General features: G+C 65.3%; 20 protein-coding genes. 12 read left to right on the top strand and 8 right to left on the bottom strand.

Translation table 11 applies throughout. The features are described from left to right. Positions 1-106 precede the first annotated feature (106 nt). Positions 107-688 (bottom strand): RNA polymerase sigma factor ShbA, encoded by a 582-nt coding sequence (shbA, locus tag R4P47_RS00675; RefSeq protein WP_068051103.1) that lies wholly within the window; start codon positions 686-688, stop codon positions 107-109. A 198-nt stretch (positions 689-886) separates the two neighbouring features. Here shbA and R4P47_RS00670 point away from each other — a divergent pair, with 198 nt between their 5' ends. Then, positions 887-1,834, top strand: a complete 948-nt coding sequence (locus R4P47_RS00670) for an alpha/beta hydrolase (RefSeq protein ID WP_317547782.1) — start codon at positions 887-889, stop codon at positions 1,832-1,834. Positions 1,835-1,907: 73 nt separating this feature from the next. Here the strand turns inward: R4P47_RS00670 and R4P47_RS00665 are convergent, their stop codons facing one another. From R4P47_RS00665 to R4P47_RS00655, 3 genes are all read right to left on the bottom strand, one after another. Further along, complete coding sequence (locus R4P47_RS00665; protein WP_149405078.1) at positions 1,908-2,582, bottom strand: hypothetical protein; 675 nt, start codon at positions 2,580-2,582, stop codon at positions 1,908-1,910. A gap of 191 nt (positions 2,583-2,773) precedes the next feature. Then, entirely contained in the window at positions 2,774-4,108 is a 1,335-nt protein-coding gene (locus tag R4P47_RS00660; RefSeq protein WP_269594857.1) for an ammonium transporter, read from the bottom strand. Then, entirely contained in the window at positions 4,105-4,836 is a 732-nt protein-coding gene (locus R4P47_RS00655) for an enoyl-CoA hydratase (protein WP_317783878.1), read from the bottom strand. The genes R4P47_RS00660 and R4P47_RS00655 overlap by 4 nt, the downstream gene beginning before the upstream one ends. A 62-nt stretch (positions 4,837-4,898) precedes the next feature. Here R4P47_RS00655 and R4P47_RS00650 point away from each other — a divergent pair, with 62 nt between their 5' ends. Further along, positions 4,899-5,966 carry an NAD(P)-binding domain-containing protein gene (locus R4P47_RS00650; RefSeq protein ID WP_317783877.1) on the top strand — a complete coding sequence of 356 codons (1,068 nt, stop codon included), beginning with the start codon at positions 4,899-4,901 and terminating at the stop codon, positions 5,964-5,966. Here R4P47_RS00650 and R4P47_RS00645 read toward each other — a convergent pair. Beyond that, the gene (locus R4P47_RS00645; RefSeq protein ID WP_269594855.1) at positions 5,963-6,784 is read right to left on the bottom strand and encodes a uroporphyrinogen-III synthase; all 822 of its coding nucleotides are present in this window, start codon (positions 6,782-6,784) and stop codon (positions 5,963-5,965) included. The two genes, R4P47_RS00650 and R4P47_RS00645, sit on opposite strands and share 4 nt — an antisense overlap. Before the next feature lie 41 nt (positions 6,785-6,825). After that, positions 6,826-7,674 (bottom strand): aldo/keto reductase, encoded by an 849-nt coding sequence (locus R4P47_RS00640; protein ID WP_283347745.1) that lies wholly within the window; start codon positions 7,672-7,674, stop codon positions 6,826-6,828. Between the two features lie 54 nt (positions 7,675-7,728). On the opposite strand from R4P47_RS00640, the gene R4P47_RS00635 reads away from it, so the two are divergent. Then, positions 7,729-9,360 carry an ABC-F family ATP-binding cassette domain-containing protein gene (locus tag R4P47_RS00635; RefSeq protein WP_317783876.1) on the top strand — a complete coding sequence of 544 codons (1,632 nt, stop codon included), beginning with the start codon at positions 7,729-7,731 and terminating at the stop codon, positions 9,358-9,360. Positions 9,361-9,425: 65 nt separating this feature from the next. Here the strand turns inward: R4P47_RS00635 and R4P47_RS00630 are convergent, their stop codons facing one another. Beyond that, positions 9,426-10,256: an alpha/beta fold hydrolase gene (locus tag R4P47_RS00630; protein ID WP_317783875.1), complete on the bottom strand. Its 831-nt coding sequence runs from the start codon at positions 10,254-10,256 to the stop codon at positions 9,426-9,428. An 81-nt stretch (positions 10,257-10,337) separates the two neighbouring features. On the opposite strand from R4P47_RS00630, the gene R4P47_RS00625 reads away from it, so the two are divergent. From R4P47_RS00625 to R4P47_RS00595, 7 genes are all read left to right on the top strand, one after another. Then, the gene (locus R4P47_RS00625; protein WP_149405070.1) at positions 10,338-10,793 is read left to right on the top strand and encodes a MarR family winged helix-turn-helix transcriptional regulator; all 456 of its coding nucleotides are present in this window, start codon (positions 10,338-10,340) and stop codon (positions 10,791-10,793) included. Between the two features lie 64 nt (positions 10,794-10,857). Next, positions 10,858-11,130, top strand: coding sequence for a helix-turn-helix transcriptional regulator (locus R4P47_RS00620; RefSeq protein WP_032372936.1), 273 nt, complete (start codon positions 10,858-10,860; stop codon positions 11,128-11,130). Next, on the top strand, positions 11,127-11,657 hold the full coding sequence (locus R4P47_RS00615; RefSeq protein WP_149405069.1) for a hypothetical protein: 531 nt from the start codon (positions 11,127-11,129) through the stop codon (positions 11,655-11,657). The genes R4P47_RS00620 and R4P47_RS00615 overlap by 4 nt, the downstream gene beginning before the upstream one ends. A 2-nt stretch (positions 11,658-11,659) precedes the next feature. Beyond that, on the top strand, positions 11,660-12,205 hold the full coding sequence (locus R4P47_RS00610; RefSeq protein WP_149405068.1) for a hypothetical protein: 546 nt from the start codon (positions 11,660-11,662) through the stop codon (positions 12,203-12,205). Between the two features lie 16 nt (positions 12,206-12,221). Beyond that, positions 12,222-13,115, top strand: coding sequence for an ATP-binding cassette domain-containing protein (locus R4P47_RS00605; protein ID WP_317783874.1), 894 nt, complete (start codon positions 12,222-12,224; stop codon positions 13,113-13,115). Continuing rightward, positions 13,112-14,311: an ABC transporter permease gene (locus tag R4P47_RS00600; protein WP_317783873.1), complete on the top strand. Its 1,200-nt coding sequence runs from the start codon at positions 13,112-13,114 to the stop codon at positions 14,309-14,311. Before R4P47_RS00605 ends, R4P47_RS00600 begins: the two co-directional genes overlap by 4 nt. Before the next feature lie 24 nt (positions 14,312-14,335). Beyond that, positions 14,336-15,820: a carboxyl transferase domain-containing protein gene (locus tag R4P47_RS00595; protein ID WP_317783872.1), complete on the top strand. Its 1,485-nt coding sequence runs from the start codon at positions 14,336-14,338 to the stop codon at positions 15,818-15,820. 71 nt (positions 15,821-15,891) lie between these two features. Here R4P47_RS00595 and R4P47_RS00590 read toward each other — a convergent pair whose 3' ends face one another. Beyond that, on the bottom strand, positions 15,892-16,323 hold the full coding sequence (locus tag R4P47_RS00590; protein WP_188078536.1) for a hypothetical protein: 432 nt from the start codon (positions 16,321-16,323) through the stop codon (positions 15,892-15,894). A 129-nt stretch (positions 16,324-16,452) separates the two neighbouring features. On the opposite strand from R4P47_RS00590, the gene R4P47_RS00585 reads away from it, so the two are divergent. Further along, positions 16,453-17,124 (top strand): class I SAM-dependent methyltransferase, encoded by a 672-nt coding sequence (locus R4P47_RS00585; protein ID WP_317783871.1) that lies wholly within the window; start codon positions 16,453-16,455, stop codon positions 17,122-17,124. After that, positions 17,121-17,729 (top strand): TetR/AcrR family transcriptional regulator, encoded by a 609-nt coding sequence (locus tag R4P47_RS00580; protein WP_411567277.1) that lies wholly within the window; start codon positions 17,121-17,123, stop codon positions 17,727-17,729. Before R4P47_RS00585 ends, R4P47_RS00580 begins: the two co-directional genes overlap by 4 nt. The last annotated feature ends 13 nt before the right edge of the window (positions 17,730-17,742 follow it).

Below are 17,742 nucleotides of genomic sequence, written 5' to 3'. Positions count from 1 at the left end.
ACGTAGAACCGCCACGTTGCCGACGTGTCTTGGAAAGATGTAGCTACGGTTACTCACTCCGGCGATTCGGACATTCGGCCCCGGAGTCCCGCTTTGGCGAGGTTTGTCAGGCGACTGCGCGCGCCGCCAGCAGCGAGAAGTTCGACAGCTCGGCGCGCAGCATGTTCATCGCGCGATGCTGGGCCACTCGCACGGCTCCGGCCGTCATTCCGAGTGCTTCGCCGGTCTGCGGTGCCGTCATTCCCCACACGACTCGCATCAGGATGATCTTGCGGTACTTCGTCGGCAGGGTGTCCATCAATGCCTGGGTGTGGCTACGCAGTTCGTCGCCGAGCGCCAGCTGCTCCGGCCCGGCATCGGTGGACTGCTCCTCCGGCATCTCGTCGATCGAGAACGACTGTCGCAGAACCGATTTACGACCTGCGTCGGCCAGCTTGTGCGCGGCGATCCCGTACACGAACGCCATGAAGGGCTTCCCCATGTCGCGGTACTTGGGAATGGCGGTGACCAGTGCGAGGCAGACCTCCTGCACCACATCGTCCGCGGCGACGTCGAGATTCCCGATGCGAGCTGCGCAGTATCGACGAACCGGTGGCTGGATCAACACCAGCACCTGTTCGAGAGCGAGTCGATCTCCCGCAACGGCGCGGGGCACAACGTCCTCGAGCCTGTCCATGCCGAAACTCATGGCCGATCTCCTCACTGGCAACGCGCGTCCTCTCCTGAACGCTCACCAGTACTTCGGTGCCGATTCCCACCCGGCTTGGTCCGAGTGGGTACCACACCGAACAAAAATTGTGATTCAGGTAACACGGCGTGTCGACGAAGCGAAGTACCGGACAACACCGTCGTCGCAGCACGTGACACTCACACCCGCGGAGCGCCCATGATCACCAGCGAGCAGAGCCATCAGGTCGGTCGCCGCAGCACCGTCGCTGCCGGCGACGGCACCGCTCTGGCGGTTCGCGAGTTCGGGCATCCGAATGCGCCACTGACCGCGGTGTTCGTGCACGGACACTGCCTGCGGATGCAGTCGTGGACCGACCTGCGTGCACAGGTGGAACACGCCTGGGGAGACGACGTGCGGATCGTGATGTACGACCACCGCGGGCACGGGGAGTCGAGTGCGGCCGCGCCGGAGAGCTGCACCATCGATCAGCTCGGTGAGGACCTGGCCGACGTCATCCGTGCGATGGTCCCGTCGGGACCGTTCGTCGTCGTCGGCCATTCGATGGGGGGAATGACGGCGCTCTCCTACGCCCGTCAGAACCCGGAGGCCATCGGCACGCGCCTGGTCGGAGTCGGTTTGATCGCGACGTCGGCGGGTGGAATCACCGACGACGGACTCGGCAGTGCCCTCGCGCATCCCGCGGTGTCGGTGTTCCAGGCCGCTGTTCGACGCGCCCCTCGACTGATGTCGGGTGCCAAGCGACTCAGTCGCGGCGTGTGGGCCCCGATCGTCAGGACCGCGGGATGCGGATCCCGAAGAGTCGGTCCGAGGGTGGTGACGCTCGCGACGGCAATGCTGGGCGAGACGTCCATCGTGACGTTGGCCGGCTTCCTCGGGGCATTCCGAGGTCTCGACGAGGTGGCCGGCCTGGCTGCTCTCGCCTCGATCCCCACCCTGGTGTTGTGCGGCTCGGACGACCTGATGACACCGATGCGTCACTCGGAAACCATTGCCGAACATCTGCCCGACGCTCGCCTGGTGTGCGTCGCAGAGGCCGGGCACATGGTGATCCTGGAACGGGCCCGCGAAGTGGCCGATGCCGTCGTCGAACTCGTGACGGCGGCTCGCCGTGCACACGTGCGAGATCTCGCGCTGGCTCGCTAGCGACAAGAACCTGCCGACGACTGTGGCCCGCAACGGAGGATCCGATGCGGGCCACAGCACTGCTGTACGAGAGTTACTTCTTGACGGCGGGAGGAGCGTTGAGGAGCTGGATGAACTGCCCTGCGTTGCCTGCGATGGCACCGAGACCACCGATGGCGGTTCCGGCGAGCGAAGCACCCGAGCCGAGAAGCAGTGCGCCGCCGACGCATCCGGCTACCGGTGCTGCACCGAAGAGCAGCAGGGCAGGCGCGGAGACGGTGCCGGCGGCGATGGCTCCGAGGAAGCAACCGGTGACCAGACCGGTTGCGGCTCCGAGGAATCCACCGACCGAAGCGGACAGGCTGATGTTGTCCTTGACGCCGGAGACCGCGGCGGGCAGGTCGACCTGCTGCAGACCCGGGAGAGAGGCGGAGACCGGGGTTGCCGCGGCAGGTGAGGCGTCGGCGGTCAGGGTGGCGTGGTTTCCGTCGATGACGGCTGCGACGGGGTGCGAGAAGCCGTCTGCGGCAATGGCCAACGGCACCGAGTCGACCAGCACACCGTTGGCGTCGCGGACGACGAGGTGGTTGTCCTCGTTGCTTAGGGTGCCGGCCGTCGTGTCGACGAGGACCTGGTTGCCGGCCTGGGTGACGTTCCACCCGACGGCAGCGGCGGGAGCCGGTGCCGGATCCGCGTAGGCGGTGCCCATGGCGGTCGTCATCGCTGCAATGACCAATGCGGACGTTGCCGCGAATCGAGTCAGCTTCATGTTCCTCAGTCTTTCGTCGTGTCCATCACTCGATGCGAGCAGCGAAAAACTATGGGTGGAACACGCGGGTCAGGAGAACCGAAGATGAACGATCGGGGTCGAACCGAACAACGATTGCGCGCATCGACTCATAAGGGACAGAAAGGCTTTCGAAGTCCAAACCGTTCGTAAACGACACGCGCGGGTTGTCTCTACTTACCGAAAAGACCCGGCTTGTTGCTGCCTCCGTGGCTCACCCCGAAGTCGTAGGCGGACTCGGCGTGCTCGTGCTCGTCGAGACCGTCGGCTTCGTGTTGCGCGTCGGCGCGCACTCCCATGACAGCCTTGATCGCGAACGCGATGCCGGTGGTGACGACGGCGCAGTAGGCGAACACCGCAGCCACCGCGACCGCCTGTACCCACAGCTGATGCAGCCCGCCGCCGTACAACAGACCGTCCACCCCTGCCGGCATCTGCGCACTGGCCACGAGTCCGATCATCAGCGTGCCGACGATGCCACCGACGAGATGCACACCGACGACATCGAGCGAATCGTCGTAGCCGAAGCGGTATTTGAGGCCGATGGCCAGGGCACACAGCGCACCCGACGCGATGCCGATCGCCGCGGCGCCGATGGGGGTGACCGCCGTGCACGAGGGTGTGATGGCCACCAACCCGGCCACGACGCCGGAGGCCGCACCGAACGACGTCGCATGGCCGTCCCGCAGCTTCTCGACGACGAGCCACGCCGCCATGGACATCGCTCCGGCACCCATCGTGTTCACCAGAGCCACCGCGGCGACGCCGTCCGCGGCCAACGACGATCCCGCGTTGAACCCGAACCAACCGAACCACAGCAACCCGGCTCCGAGCATGACGGCCGGAAGATTGTGCGGGCGCATGGGATCTCGCGGCCAACCACGCCGCTTGCCGACCACGAGCGCGAGAACGAGGCCGGCGACGCCTGCGTTGATCTCCACCGCAGTTCCGCCGGCGAAGTCGATGGCACCGAGCTTGTTGGTGATCCAGCCGCCGAATTCACTGGTGAGCCCGTCGAGCGAGAACACCCAGTGCGCCACCGGAAAGTAGACGAGTGTGGACCACAGCGCCGCGAACAGTACCCAGGGTACGAATCGCATTCGGTCTGCGACGGCACCGGAGATCAGCGCCACCGTCACCATCGCGAATCCCGCCTGGAACGCCGCGAACACCAGTGCTGGAACGGTTCCCACCAACGGAATCGACACCGTCCCTGCGGCCGAGGTGTACACCCCACCCAGCAGACCCTCGAAACCGGCGTACTGCAACGGGTTTCCGATCCACCCGCCGATCACGTTGTCGCCGAACACCATCGAGAATCCGAACGCCAACCACAGCAGCCACACCACTGCGATCGCCGACAAACTCATCATCATCATGTTCAGCACACTCTTCGAGCGCACCATGCCGCCGTAGAAGAAGGCCAGGCCGGGAGTCATCAGCAGCACCAGCGCGGTACTGGTCAGCAGCCACGCCGTATCGCCCGCATCGGGCGCGCCGGCGATCACCGTCCCACGAACTTCGGCTTGCGCTTCTCGGATCGTGCGCGGCGCGCTTCTTTCATGTCCTCGCTGCTCCACGCGGCCTCGAACGCAGCGACCTGCTCCGGCGTCGGAACATCCTGTGCTCCATCGTCGTTGAAGACGAGCTTGAGGTGACGCAACGCCAAGGGAGCGAGTTCGGTGATCGACTGCGCCCACTGTGTTGCGACGTCCAGGTCGCCGAGCTTGTTCGCCAGCCCGCAGGTGAACGCCTGCTCGGTGTACACCCGCTCACCGCCGAGCAGGATGGTGCGCGCAACACCGCCGCCCGCGAGCGAGGCCAACCGCCGGATGGTCCAGTTGCTCACCGCGATGCCGAGCCGGGTCGACGGTATTTCGAAGAAGCTGCCCGGCGCAACGACTCGCAGATCGCACGCGACAGCCAACTGCGTGCCGGCACCGACGGCCGGTCCGTTCACCGCGGCCACGACCGGAATCGAGGTCCGCTGGATTGCCGTCAGCATCTCTTCGAGGATCCGCCCGAAATGCTCGGGAAACGCGTCCCCCGTCAGGTCGGCACCCGCACAGAAGCTGGTGCCCTGGCCGGTGACGACCACGACCCGCGCGCCGTCACGCTCGGCTTGTTCGACTCCGCGATGCACCGCCAGGCACAACTCGGAGTTCAACGCGTTCCGTCGATCCGGCCGCTGCAGTTCGAGGGTGACGACGTCGCCGTCACGAGAGAGTCCGATCACGAGAGCAGAGGTTACCCACCAGTACAGAAAATGACAGTGCGGGGCCTGATCTACTGGTCTCCATGATCGACACTCGGGTCGCCGTCATCGGTGCCGGCCAAGCCGGACTCTCTGCCGGTTATCACCTGCACCGCACCGGACTCACCGCAGGCGAGGGCTTCGTGATGTTGGATCGCTCCCCCGGGCCGGGCGGCGCATGGCAGTTCCGCTGGCCCTCGCTGACGCTGAGCACCGTCAACGGCGTCCACGACCTGCCCGGTATGGCCTTCGCGGACACGCTCGGAGACCAGCCGGCCGAGACCATCGCCGCCGCCGACGCCGTCCCCCGGTACTACCGCGAGTACGAGGAACGCTTCGAACTGCATGTTCGACGCCCCGTCACGGTGACCGTCGTGTGCGATCGGGAACCCCGATTCCGGGTCGAAGCCGGCGAGACCGTCGTCATGGCCGAGGGGCTGATCAATGCGACCGGCACGTGGGAGAAGCCGTTCGTTCCGCACTACGACGGAGCCGAGACCTTTGCAGGCAGGCAACTGCACACCAAGGACTATCGGACGGCCGACGAGTTCGCAGGCAAGCACGTCGTCGTGGTGGGCGGCGGCATCTCGGCCGTCCAACTGCTCGACGAGATCTCACAGGTCACGTCCACGACATGGGTGACGCGTCGACCACCGGTGTTCCGGGACAGCGAATTCGATCACGATGCCGGCCGCAAGGCCGTCGCCATGGTCGAGGAACGTGTGCGGGCGGGCCTGCCACCCGGCTCGGTCGTCTCGGTGACCGGACTGCTGCTGACGCCGTCGTTGGCTGCCGCCCAGAAACGCGGGGCTCTGGAACGCAAGCCGATGTTCTCGTCCATCAAAGAAGATTCGGTGGTGTGGGAGGACGGGTCGACTCAGCACGCCGATGTGATTCTGTGGGCCACCGGATTTCGGAGCGCCCTCGACCACCTCGCGCCGCTGCGCCTGCGCGGGCACGGCGGCGGAATCGTCATGGACGGCAGGCTCACCACCCGCGTGGCCGCGAACCATCGCGTACACCTGCTCGGCTACGGGCCGTCCGCCAGCACGATCGGGGCGAACCGAGCCGGGCGAGCCGCAGTGACCGAACTGCTCGATACCCTGGATTAACCGAGCCGCTCGGTCACGAATTTCGCCAGCGCACCCAATCGCGCCCGGCTCGGCATGGAGGTCGGAACGCCCAACGCGTCCAACGGTGCCGACGTCACCGGCCCCACGCAGATCGCGGCGACAGGTCCTCGAAGCGCGTCGAGGAAGGCGTCGAGCATGCCGTTGTCCTTGGCGGTCGAGAGCAGGGACGCCACCGCGGGGGCGCTGGTGAACGTCACCGCATCCACCCGATTCTCGATGATCTGTTCCAACAGGTCGACCAGTGGAGCCTGATCCGCGGGGCGAATCCAGCGGTACACCGGGATCGGTCGGACATGCGCGCCGAGTTCGGTCAGCGCATCACTGAGGTGAATGGTCGGCTCCCACTCGGTGATCACCCCGTGCAGCTGAACTGCGATGTCCACCCCGGCAACACCCTCGGCCTCGAGATGATCGGAGACTTCCTGCGAGGCCTCGGTGGCCGGCGACCACTCCTCGCGGAGCCCCGTGCCACGAATTGCCCCGCGCGCCTTGGGACCTCGGGCAAGGATTCGCGTGTGCCCCAGCGCTGTCACGAGTTCTTCGCGCATACCCCAGTCGGCGGCCGCGTCGAGCCAGCCCCGAAAACCGATGCCGGTACTGATCACGACGATCTGCGGTGGGCGTTCGACGATGCCCTCGGTGGCGGACCTCAGATCGGAGTCGTCGATCAGGGGCAGAACGTGAATCGCCGCGGCGTGAACGATGTTCGCGCCGCGGCGTTCGAGCATGGTGGCCAGTTCGTCTGCACGTCGCTCGGCAGTGAGGGCAACGGTCTTGCCTGCGAGCGAATCGGACATGGGTACAGACTAGGCCCCCGACGTGCCCGGAATGTGACAGGTCAGCTGCTGAACTTGTCCGGGTCCGGGCCGGTGCGGCCGTCTGCGGAGTCCAGCGCGTTGATCTGCTGAATCTCGTCGTTGCTGAGCTCGAAGCCGAACACGTCGAAGTTGCTGGCGATGCGTTTCGGGGTCACCGACTTGGGGATCACCACGTTGCCGAGCTGAATGTGCCAGCGCAGGATGACCTGGGCCGGAGTGACGCCGTGCGCGTCACCGATCTTCGCGAACACCGGCTCGTCGAGAATGGTGCCCGAGCCGAGCGGGCTCCAGGCCTCGGTGGCGATGCCCTTCGAGGTGTGGAACGCGCGCAACTCCTCCTGGACGAACCGCGGGTGCAGCTCGACCTGGTTGATCGACGGCACCTCGTGGACGGCATCCATCAGCTTCTCCAGGGTGGGGATGGTGAAGTTGGAGACGCCGATCGAACCGATGCGGCCGTCGGCCTTGAGCTTCTGGAACGCCTTGAACGTGTCGATGTACTTGTCGCGGTCGAGCTGCTGCCAGTGAATGAGGTACAGGTCGAGGTACTCGAGTCCGAGGCGATCCATGCTCGCGTCGAATGCCTTCAGAGTGGAGTCGTAGCCCTGATCGTCGTTCCACAGCTTGGTGGTGATGAACAGCTCGTCACGGGCGATGCCGGACTCTGCGATTGCGCGGCCGGTGCCGGTCTCGTTCTCGTACACCTTGGCGGTGTCGATGCTGCGGTAGCCGACCTTCAGCGCCTCGGTCACTGCGGCCTGCGCACCGTCGTCGGGCACCTGCCACACACCGAACCCCAGCTGGGGAATGGACGTGCCGTCGTTGAGCACGATGGTCGGGACAGTACTGGTCTCGGCTGAATACGTCATACGAATGGCAACGGTGGGTGGGGTGGTGTTGTTCCCGCCCCTTAGTGTTTCGGTGTGACCGCAACGCTTCGTATCGATGATCTCGCCGCTTTTCACGGCGATCGAACCCTGTTCTCCGGACTCGATCTGACGGTTGCCGAGGGTGATGTGATCGGGCTCGTCGGAGCGAACGGTGCAGGCAAGTCGACGTTGTTGACCCTGCTCGCGGGGGTGGGGACGGCCGATCACGAGGGCGAGATCTACACCAGCCCGCCCGACGCGACCGTCGGATATCTGGCGCAGGAGCCCGAGCGGATCGCCGGGGAGACGGTGCTGGACTTCCTCGGTCGACGTACCGGGGTCACGGCGGCCGAAGCCTCCATGAACGCAGCCGCCGAGGCGTTGGGCTCGAGTGACGAGGACCTCTACACCCCCGCGTTGGAGAAGTGGCTGGCACTCGGCGGCGCGGATCTGGCGGAGCGCACGGCGAAGGTTCTCGCGGATCTCGGTCTGGATGTCGACGGGTCTGCGCTGATGACGGCGCTGTCGGGTGGGCAGGCTGCCCGCGCGGGGCTCGCCGCGATTCTGCTCGCTCGCTACGACATCCTGCTGCTCGACGAGCCCACCAACGACCTCGATCTGGCGGGACTCGAGCAACTGGAGCAGTTCGTCGTCGCGACGCGGGCGGCGATCGTCGTCGTCAGTCACGATCGTGAATTCCTGGCGCGGACGGTGACGAGAATAGTGGAACTCGATCGGGCGCAGCGGCGCATCGATGTGTACGACGGCAGCTATCAGTCCTATCTGGCGGAACGGGAGATTGCGCGCCAGCACGCCAGGGAAAAGTACGACGAGTTCGCAGACACCAAGTCCGCGTTGGAGTCTCGGGCACAGATGCAGCGGAACTGGATGGAGTCGGGGGTACGCAACGCACGCCGGAAGGCCACCGACAACGACAAGATCGCCCGCAAGACCCGCGCCGAATCCACCGAGAAGCAAGCCGCGAAAGCCCGTCAGACCCAGCGGCGCATCGAGCGACTCGAGGTGGTCGAGGAGCCTCGCAAGGAGTGGGAGCTGCGGATGGAGATTGCGGCGGCTCCACGCAGTGGCACTGTCGTCGCAGTTCTGGGCGGTGCCATTGTCCGGCGATCCGGGTTCACTTTCGGCCCGGTGACGACGCAGATCGAGTGGGGCGATCGGATTCTGATCACGGGGCCCAACGGCTCCGGCAAGACGACGTTGTTGTCGGTGCTGTTGGGCCGGTTGGACCCGGACGAGGGCTCGGCATCGTTGGGTTCGGGTGTGGCGATCGGTGAAATCGATCAGGCACGAGCATATTTCGTCGGCGAGGGAACAGTGTCCGACGCCTTGAGCGCAGCGGTTCCCGAGTGGCCCGACGCCGAGGTGCGCACACTGCTGGCCAAGTTCGGCCTCCGCGGCGACGATGCACTGCGGCCGGCGTCGTCTCTCTCGCCCGGTGAGCGAACCCGCGCTGCACTCGCGCTGCTGCAGGCCCGCGGCGTCAACCTGCTGGTACTCGACGAGCCGACCAACCACCTCGATCTACCTGCCATCGAACAACTCGAACGTGCGATGGAGAACTTCGAGGGAACACTGCTGCTGGTCACCCACGACCGCAGAATGCTCGATACGGTCCGCAGCACAAGACACTGGACGATGAACGACGGGCAGCTGTCGGAACTGTAGACGCGGGGAGTCGAAATCGGGTGCAGCTGACCGCGGTGAGCGCGGTCAGCTGCACCCGATTTTCATCAACTGAGCAGAATTTCGTTGACCTCGGCGGCAGGATGCATCGGCAGCCCGTGGTGGGTGGCGTTCTCGAGCACCACCGTCCTCGCCGTCGGCACGACAGCATGCACAGCCGATTCGACACGAGCCGCGTTGTGCACCCTCCCCTTCCCCGCCAGGACCACAGTGGTGCGCACATCGAAGCCCTCGAACGCAGCGGGCTTCGGCCGCTTCGGAACAATGGTCTTTGCCGTCGGGAAATGTGCGGCTCCGAGCGCGAGGACGTCGAGCCAGTCGGGATCCAAAGCCAGGCCATCGGTCTCCCACGCTACGAAGCGGCGCTGCCGATTTTCGTTGGGCCGCAGCAGTATCGGTAGCGCATGGAGCAGGTACCGCGGACTCATGGAGCCGAAGCAGGCATTGGGATCGAGCAGAGTGAGCGCGTCGACGCGGCTTTCGTTGCGCAGAGAGAACGCCAGGGCGATCATCGCGCCGTATGAATGTCCGCAGAGTGCCGCAGTTCGAAGGTCCAGTGCATCGAGAACCGCCGTCACCCAGTTCAGCAGCTCGTCCACGGAGTCGATGGGATGGTCACCTGGAACACTGCGCCCGACGTCGCCCATGATGTCGACCCCGTACACCCGATAGTGCTGCGAGAGTGCCTCGACGTTGGCGAACCACACGGTGGACGTCGCTCCCGCCCCCGGTAGCAGCACCAGCGCCGGGCCGTCGGCGGGTCCGCAGGCGTTGATTCGCGTGGTGCCGTGCACCGTCTTCACGTCGATGGCGTGGGTATCTGCCGGCCACTTCAGCAGCACCCGGTCGTAGGCGGAGAAGAATTCGTCCAGCGACATTACAACCCTCTACTCTCTCGATGATCGAGATAGTAGACAATAGAGAGACCGCTCGTCCAGCATCTCCCGAGGGATCAGCACATGACCGAACCTGTCGCCGCCGTGCATCAGCTGCGAGCACTCACCGTCGAGCTCGATCTCCTCGGCGCAGGCTTCGCCCAGAAGCACTCACTTCACCCGACCGACATCCGCGCGCTGATCTGCCTGCTGGATGCAGACCGAGCCGGAACGCGTGCCACACCCGGCTGGCTCGGCGCGCAACTGGGTTTGGAATCCGCGTCCGTTACCGCCCTGATCGATCGAATGGCCAAGCGCGAGTTGGTATCGCGTGAACCCGACCCAGCTGATCGGCGGCGCGTACTCCTGCACGTCACCGCACACGCAGCCGAACTCGGCACGACGTTCTTCGGCCCCGTCATCGGTCGGGCGGTCGACGAGCTCGCACGCTTCACTCCCGATCAGCGGGCAACGATCGACGAGTTTTTGACGACGATGCGCGCCATCGTCGCCGACGCCCGGGACCAACAGGCAACGTAGTCAACGGAAGCAATCTGTTATTAACCGTTGACAGATCGTTGGGTTTATACAACACTTCATTGTCATGAGCCCCGTCAAGCGCGGTACCGCGCTCCCGATCTTCAACAGGGTGGGTGTTCTGCGGGCAGAACGGAAGATGAGCCGCGCGCAACTGGCCGAACTCGTCGAAGTCAACCCCCAGACAGTGGGTGCCCTCGAACGAGGCGACCACTACCCGAGCCTCGACCTTGCGATGCGCATCTGCGACGTCTTCGATCTGCCGATCGAAGCAGTGTTCTCACGCACCGAACTCGGACCACTCTCCGCCGAACTCTTCCGAAGGGAGAAGGATCGATGAACACGCACAGTCCCAGCATCTTCAGTAGATATCAGGAAGCCCGGACGAAAGTGTTTCTGGAGAACGAAAAGACCTATGCGAACTGGCTGCCGGGATTGCGAGTCCAGAAACGCCGCCGAGCCTTCGTCACCATCCTCCTGGTGCTGCTCGCAGCTTCCGCGGGCTTCGCACTGTCGGACCCGCTGTTCGAGTGGGCGATCGGATTCTGGGGAATCTGCTACATCGTGTTCGCGTTCGCGACCATCGTCCTCGGCATCGTGTCCAATCGGCGCGCCGAAGCACCGGTGGAAGCGCTCGACGAGCTCGAAGTCCAGCTCCGCAACCAGGCCCGATCCATCGGCCTGACGGTTACTCAGGTGTTGGGCACCGCTGCCGCGGCGTACCTGTTCCTCGGATCGATTTTCGGGGCAACGAATCTCGGGATCTCCGGCGGCGCACTGATGCTGACCGCTTTGAGCACTGGAGGTGCTACTCCCGCAATGCTTCTCGCATGGACCACTCCCGACCCCGACCCCGAGGACGGCTGACAATGAGCGAACGCACCGACATTCTCACCCGCTACCAGGCGTATCGCACGCGGCGATTCCTCGAGAACGACGCCAACACGAGACACTGGTTGCCGAAGTGGCGCACGCAGCGTCGACGCCGCATTCTCGCCATCGCAGTCATTGCTGCCGACCTGACGTTCCTCGTCATCAGCATCTCGACGCTGTTCTTCTCGTGGGCCGCCATCGCGTGGATTCCGGCCGCAATCATCTTCCTTCCGATCTGGACGGCACTGCAGACGGTGTCCGGCCGCCACAGTGATGCGCCCACCGGCGCACTCGACGAGTGGGAAATACAGCAGCGCAACGAAGCTCGCTCCATCGGCCTCACTGTGACGCAGGGGTTGGTCTTGGTCGCAGTCTTCGCGCTGATCATCCTGGCCAGCACTCTTCCCGACCTCCCCCGTCTCGCGTACGCCGGCGGCGGTTGGACGCTCGCAGCATTGATGATCGGAATCTCCACCCCCGCACTCATTCTCGCGTGGATCACCCCCGACCCCGAAGACCCCGAAGATTTCGACCCGAAGTAACGACCGAAAGGGCACCATGAGCACCCTCACGATCGACTCCGTTTCCAAGAAGTACGGCGACAAGATCGCCCTGGACAACCTCAGCTTCGACGTCCGGCCCGGCGAGCTGTTCGGCTTCGTCGGCAGCAACGGTGCTGGCAAGACCACCACGATGCGCATCGCGCTCGGAGTCTTGTCGGCGGATTCCGGCCAGGTTCTGTTGGCCGGCAAGCCCGTCGACCTCGATGTTCGTCGCACCATCGGCTACATGCCCGAGGAGCGCGGCCTGTATCCCAAGATGAAGGTCGGCCCGCAGTTGGCGTACATGGCCGAACTGCACGGCCTGTCGTCCAAGGACGCGAAGGCTGCGGTGATCCGCTGGACCGAACGCCTCGGCATCGATCAGCGCGTCAACGACACAGTCGACGCGCTGAGCCTGGGCAACCAGCAGCGGGTGCAGTTGGCGGCCGCGCTGGTGCACGACCCCGCGGTTCTCGTGTTGGACGAGCCATTCTCCGGTCTCGACCCCATCGCCGTCGACGTGATGAGCGAGGTGCTGCGCGAAAAGGCCGCTGCCGGAGTACCGGTGGTGTTCTCGAGTCACCAGCTCGACCTGGTGCAACGTCTGTGCGATCGCGTCGGCATCATCGCCGCCGGCTCGATGAAGGCCGTCGGTACCGTCGACGAGCTACGCGGATCGGGAGATGCGCAACTGCGCGTCCATGCACCGCACGCGGCACCCGGATGGGCGTCGGGCATCGCCGGGGTGAGCACCCTCGGCCACAGTGACGGCGTCACCGTCCTGGGCCTGGCACCCGGGGCCGACGATCAGGAGATCCTGCGGGCTGCACTGGCAACCGGTCCGGTACACGAATTCTCCATCCAGAAACCTTCCCTGAGCGACCTGTTCCGAGAGGCGGTAGTGGCATGAGCTCCCAACTGAACTCCTTCAGCGCAGTGTCCTTGATAGCCAAGCGCGAGTTCACCGTTCAGGTGATGAAGAAGAGCTTCGTCATCAGCAACGTGATCATCCTGGCCGTCATCGTCGGCGGCATCATCGCGTTCTCGATCTTCTCCGGTGGCGGTGACGAAGAGCGTGACGTCGTCGGCATCGCCGGAGACCAGTCCATCGCGGCCGTGGTGGAAGCAACCGGCGACGCCGTCGGATCTCCGGTCGAGGTGCGCGAGATCGCCGACGCGGCGGCCGCTCGCAGCGGCGTCGAATCCGGGGATCTCGACGTGGCATTGATTCCGGACGGAACCGCGGGTGCGTACACGGCCGTCACCGAGTCCGATCTGACCGGTACGTTGCGCGCCGTCGTCGAAGGCAGTGTCGCAACGCAGGCCACCAATACTGCACTGGCGCAACAGGGTGTCGATCAGAACGAACTCGGGGCAGCGACAAGTGCCGCGACGGTCACCGTCGACGCGATCGATCCGCCGGATCCCGAGGCCGGTCAGCGGACTGCTCTTGCCCTGTCCGCAGTGTTCCTGCTGTATGCGCAGATCATCGGTTTCGGCATGTACGTCGCGATGGGCGTCGTCGAGGAAAAGTCCTCACGCGTGGTCGAACTGTTGCTCTCCACCGTCCGCCCCCTGCAGTTGCTGTGGGGAAAGATTCTCGGTATCGGTGCGGTCGGCATTCTGCAGCTCGCCCTGTACGGAACAGCCGGTGTAGGAGCAGGATTGGGCACAGGCGTCCTGACGGTCACCGGTGCCGCGGTGAGCGTCTTCGCGGCAACGCTGGCGTGGTTCATCTTGGGATTCGCCTTCTTCGCGGTGCTCTACGCCGCCGGCGGGTCGATGGTCTCGCGGCAGGAGGACGTCAATTCGACGACCATGCCGCTACTCATCCTGATCATGGCGATGTTCTTCGCGGCCTTCTATTCCGTCAGCGATCCGGAGAGCACCCTGGCCAACACATTGAGCTGGATTCCCCCGTTCTCCGCGATCATGATGCCACTGCGTATCGCAGCCGGGGTGACCTCGCCGGTTCAGATCGTCGGATCGGCAGTCCTGATGATCGTCACCACCGCGATCCTGGCGATGGGTGCAGCGAAGATCTACCAGCGATCCATTCTCCGGATCGGCAAGACCGTCTCGTGGAAGGAAGCGTTTGCTCGCTAGGGTTCGCTGCGTAGGCTCCCCGACATGAGCCCACGGACATCCGCCGCCGAGATTCTCGATTCCGTTCTCGACGGCGGATCGTTCGTGTCCTGGGACTCCGAGCCGGTCGATGTGCACCCCAACGACTCCTATCAGCGCGACCTGGCGAAGGCGCGGGAGAAGAGCGGGGTCGACGAGTCGGTGCTGACGGGCGAGGGCACCATCGACGGCCGGCGAGTGGTGATGATCGCGTGCGAGTTCGCGTTTCTCGCCGGTTCGATCGGCGTTGCTGCGGCCGAGCGCATCACCTCGGCCATCGAGCGCGCCACCGCGGAGGGCCTGCCGCTCATCGCCTCCCCCACCTCCGGCGGCACGCGCATGCAGGAGGGAACGTTGGCTTTTGTGCAGATGGTCAAGATCGCCTCCGCCGTCACCGCACACAAGGCGGCGCACCTGCCGTACCTGGTGTATCTGCGCAACCCCACGACCGGCGGGGTGTTCGCGTCCTGGGGATCGTTGGCGCACGTCACCGTCGCCGAACCCGGTGCGCTCATCGGATTTCTCGGTCCGCGGGTCTATCAGGCGTTGTACGACAAGCCCTTTCCGGACGGGGTGCAGACTGCCGAGAATCTCTACCAGCACGGCGTCATCGATGGCGTAGTGCCGTTGGATCACCTGCGTCACCTACTGATTCGCACACTTCGAGTGATCCTCGACGCCACCGTGTGGCCCGATCTCACCGGCGATGAGCCGGCCGAGATACCGGAGCAGTCTGCCTGGCATTCGGTGCAGTCGTCGCGTCGCGCGGATCGCCCCGGCATTCGGCAGCTCATCGAACACGCTGCCAGCGAACATGTTCCGCTCAGCGGCACCGGTCAGGGCGAGGCCGACACGTCGATTCTGTTGTCGCTGTGCCGAATCCAAGGGATCTCCTGCGTCCTGTTCGGCAACGACCGAAGCAGCAGCACCGCCACCGCCACCATGGGCCCGGCGGCACTGCGAGAAGCGCGACGCGGCATGCGCCTGGCCGAGGAACTGCGCCTACCGCTGGTCCTGGTGATCGACACCTTCGGGGCGGCACTGTCCAAGGAGGCCGAGGAGGGAGGCCTGGCGCCCGAGATCGCGCGCTCGATCTCCGATCTCGTCACCGTCGATACCCCGACCGTCTCGATTCTGCTGGGCCAAGGGACCGGCGGTGGAGCGCTCGCGCTTCTCCCCGCCGACCGGGTGCTGTGCGCCCAGAACGCCTGGCTCGCACCGCTTCCGCCCGAGGGTGCCAGTGCCATCGTGCACCGCGACACCGCTCACGCCCCCGACATGGCCGAGGCCCAAGGCATCAGATCGGTCGACCTGCTGCGCGACGGCATCGTCGACGCCATCGTTCCCGAACTCCCCGATGCGGCCGACGAGCCCGCCGCGTTCTCCGGCCGCATCGCCGACGCCATCGTCCGGGAACTCCGCCAATTGTCGACCCTCGATCCCGCCTTCCGGACTCGAAACAGACTCGGCCGCTACCGCAATCTCGGATAGAGCGGCTCTGCCGCATGTGCGCGAGGTGCCTTCGGGTCGTTCCGCAGGCTCCACTCCCGCCTCGACCCCTGCTACGAGACCGGAGTGGAGCCTGCGGAACGACCGCAGGCTCCGCCGTGCACCTGCGAGGTCACGAGCGCCAGTACGTCGCCGGCACGCAGGTCGGCGGGCAACTCCACCGGACTGACGCAGCGTCGACCCGGGCCGTGCACGTCGACCTTGACCACCGCGCCCACCGAATGCCGATTGACCACCACGGCCTGGCGCAGATCCCCGAACTCGGCGTCGACGCCCACCTCCCCGGCGATCACCGAACGCACCCGAGTCACCAGAATCGAGCCCCACTGCACCGGAGTGCCCTGCGCATCGGCCAGGTCCTCCAACGCAACGCCGTCGACGGTGATGCGGCCGCACACACAGTGCGTGTCGGCAGGCCAGAGCGCTGGATCGCACCGCGCAACGTAGGCGGCACCGAGGGACGGAAGCATGTCGAGAAGTGTCATGAGAAGCAGTCTTGCTCCGCGCGGTGACGTCGAACAGAGGTGTTGACGCAATCTTGACGGCACCGGCAGGAAATTTGACGACTTCGGCTCGCGATGCCCTCTACTGTACCCACTGGTACATTCAGTCGGGTGATTGCAGACGACGTCTACCGCCGCGGCCGAGCCGGCCTGCCCTCGTGGATCACCGATCACGACGGCCGCCGCACCGAACTTCCGATCGCGCGCTGGATGGGCGGAACCCATTCGACGATCGAAGACATCAGGGCGGACGAAGCCTCGATCGCTTTCTGCACCGGCCCCACCCTCGATCTGGGCTGTGGACCAGGGCGTTTGACCGAAGCTCTCACCCGAGCCGGCGTTCCCGCTCTGGGAGTCGATACGTCCTCGGTCGCTGTGGAGATGACGAACCATCGCGGCGGTCTCGCGTTGCAGCAGGACATCTTCTGCGCGATACCGGGGGCGGGCCAGTGGTCACACGTGCTGCTCGCGGACGGCAACATCGGCATCGGCGGTGACCCGGCTGCACTTCTGCGGACGGTTCGCTCGCTGCTGCACGAGACCGGCACGGCCGTCGTCGAAGTGGATTCCGCTTCGGGTGTCGACGATCGCAATCGAACGGTCCGATGGGAAACCGACGACTGCGTGGGCGAATGGTTCACTTGGGCCAGCGTGGGCGCGAGCGCGCTGTACGCGCTGGCGGTCACGGCGGGCCTGCAGGTCCGCCGGACTGTCGAATCGAACGGACGAGTGTTCACCGAACTCGCCGTTCACAGCATCGACCGAGGAGTCGGAGACCCGTGAGCAAGGAACTGCCGAGAACAGCCAAGGGCAGACGAACCAGAGCGGCGATCGTCGATGCGGCCGCGTCGATGATGTACACCCACGGCGTCGCCGGAACGACTCTCGACGACGTACTCGCCGCGTCCGAAACCGGAAAATCGCAGCTCTACCACTATTTTTCCGACAAGTCGGACCTGGTCGAAGCCGTCATTGCACGTCAGCTCGAACGCGTCCTCGCCGCCCAGCCGCGCCTGGCCCACATCGACAGCCTCGAGGACATCGACGCATGGGCCGCGGAGATCGTCCGCAATCACGAACAACCAGGGGGCCCGTTCTCGTGCCCCCTCGGTTCGCTCGCTGCAGAACTCAAGAACGACGCGGCATTCGTCCCCAGCCTTCATGCCGCGTTCCGACGCTGGGAACGGCCGCTCGAACAAGGGCTTCGCCGCATGATCGACCGCGGGGAACTCGATGTGTCGACCGATCCGGCCGCAACTGCCGCCACGCTGATCGCGTCGCTTCAAGGCGGAATGTTGATCGCCCGCATCGCGGGCGATGTCCACCCACTGCGCGACACTCTGGACGCGGCCGTAGCCGCGGTCCGTCGCCGTCGGACTCGACACTGACACCGACCCTGGC

The organism is Rhodococcus sp. IEGM 1370 (assembly GCF_033142325.1).
GTDB lineage: Bacteria > Actinomycetota > Actinomycetes > Mycobacteriales > Mycobacteriaceae > Rhodococcoides.
This window is presented reverse-complemented; position numbering and strand designations above follow the sequence as displayed.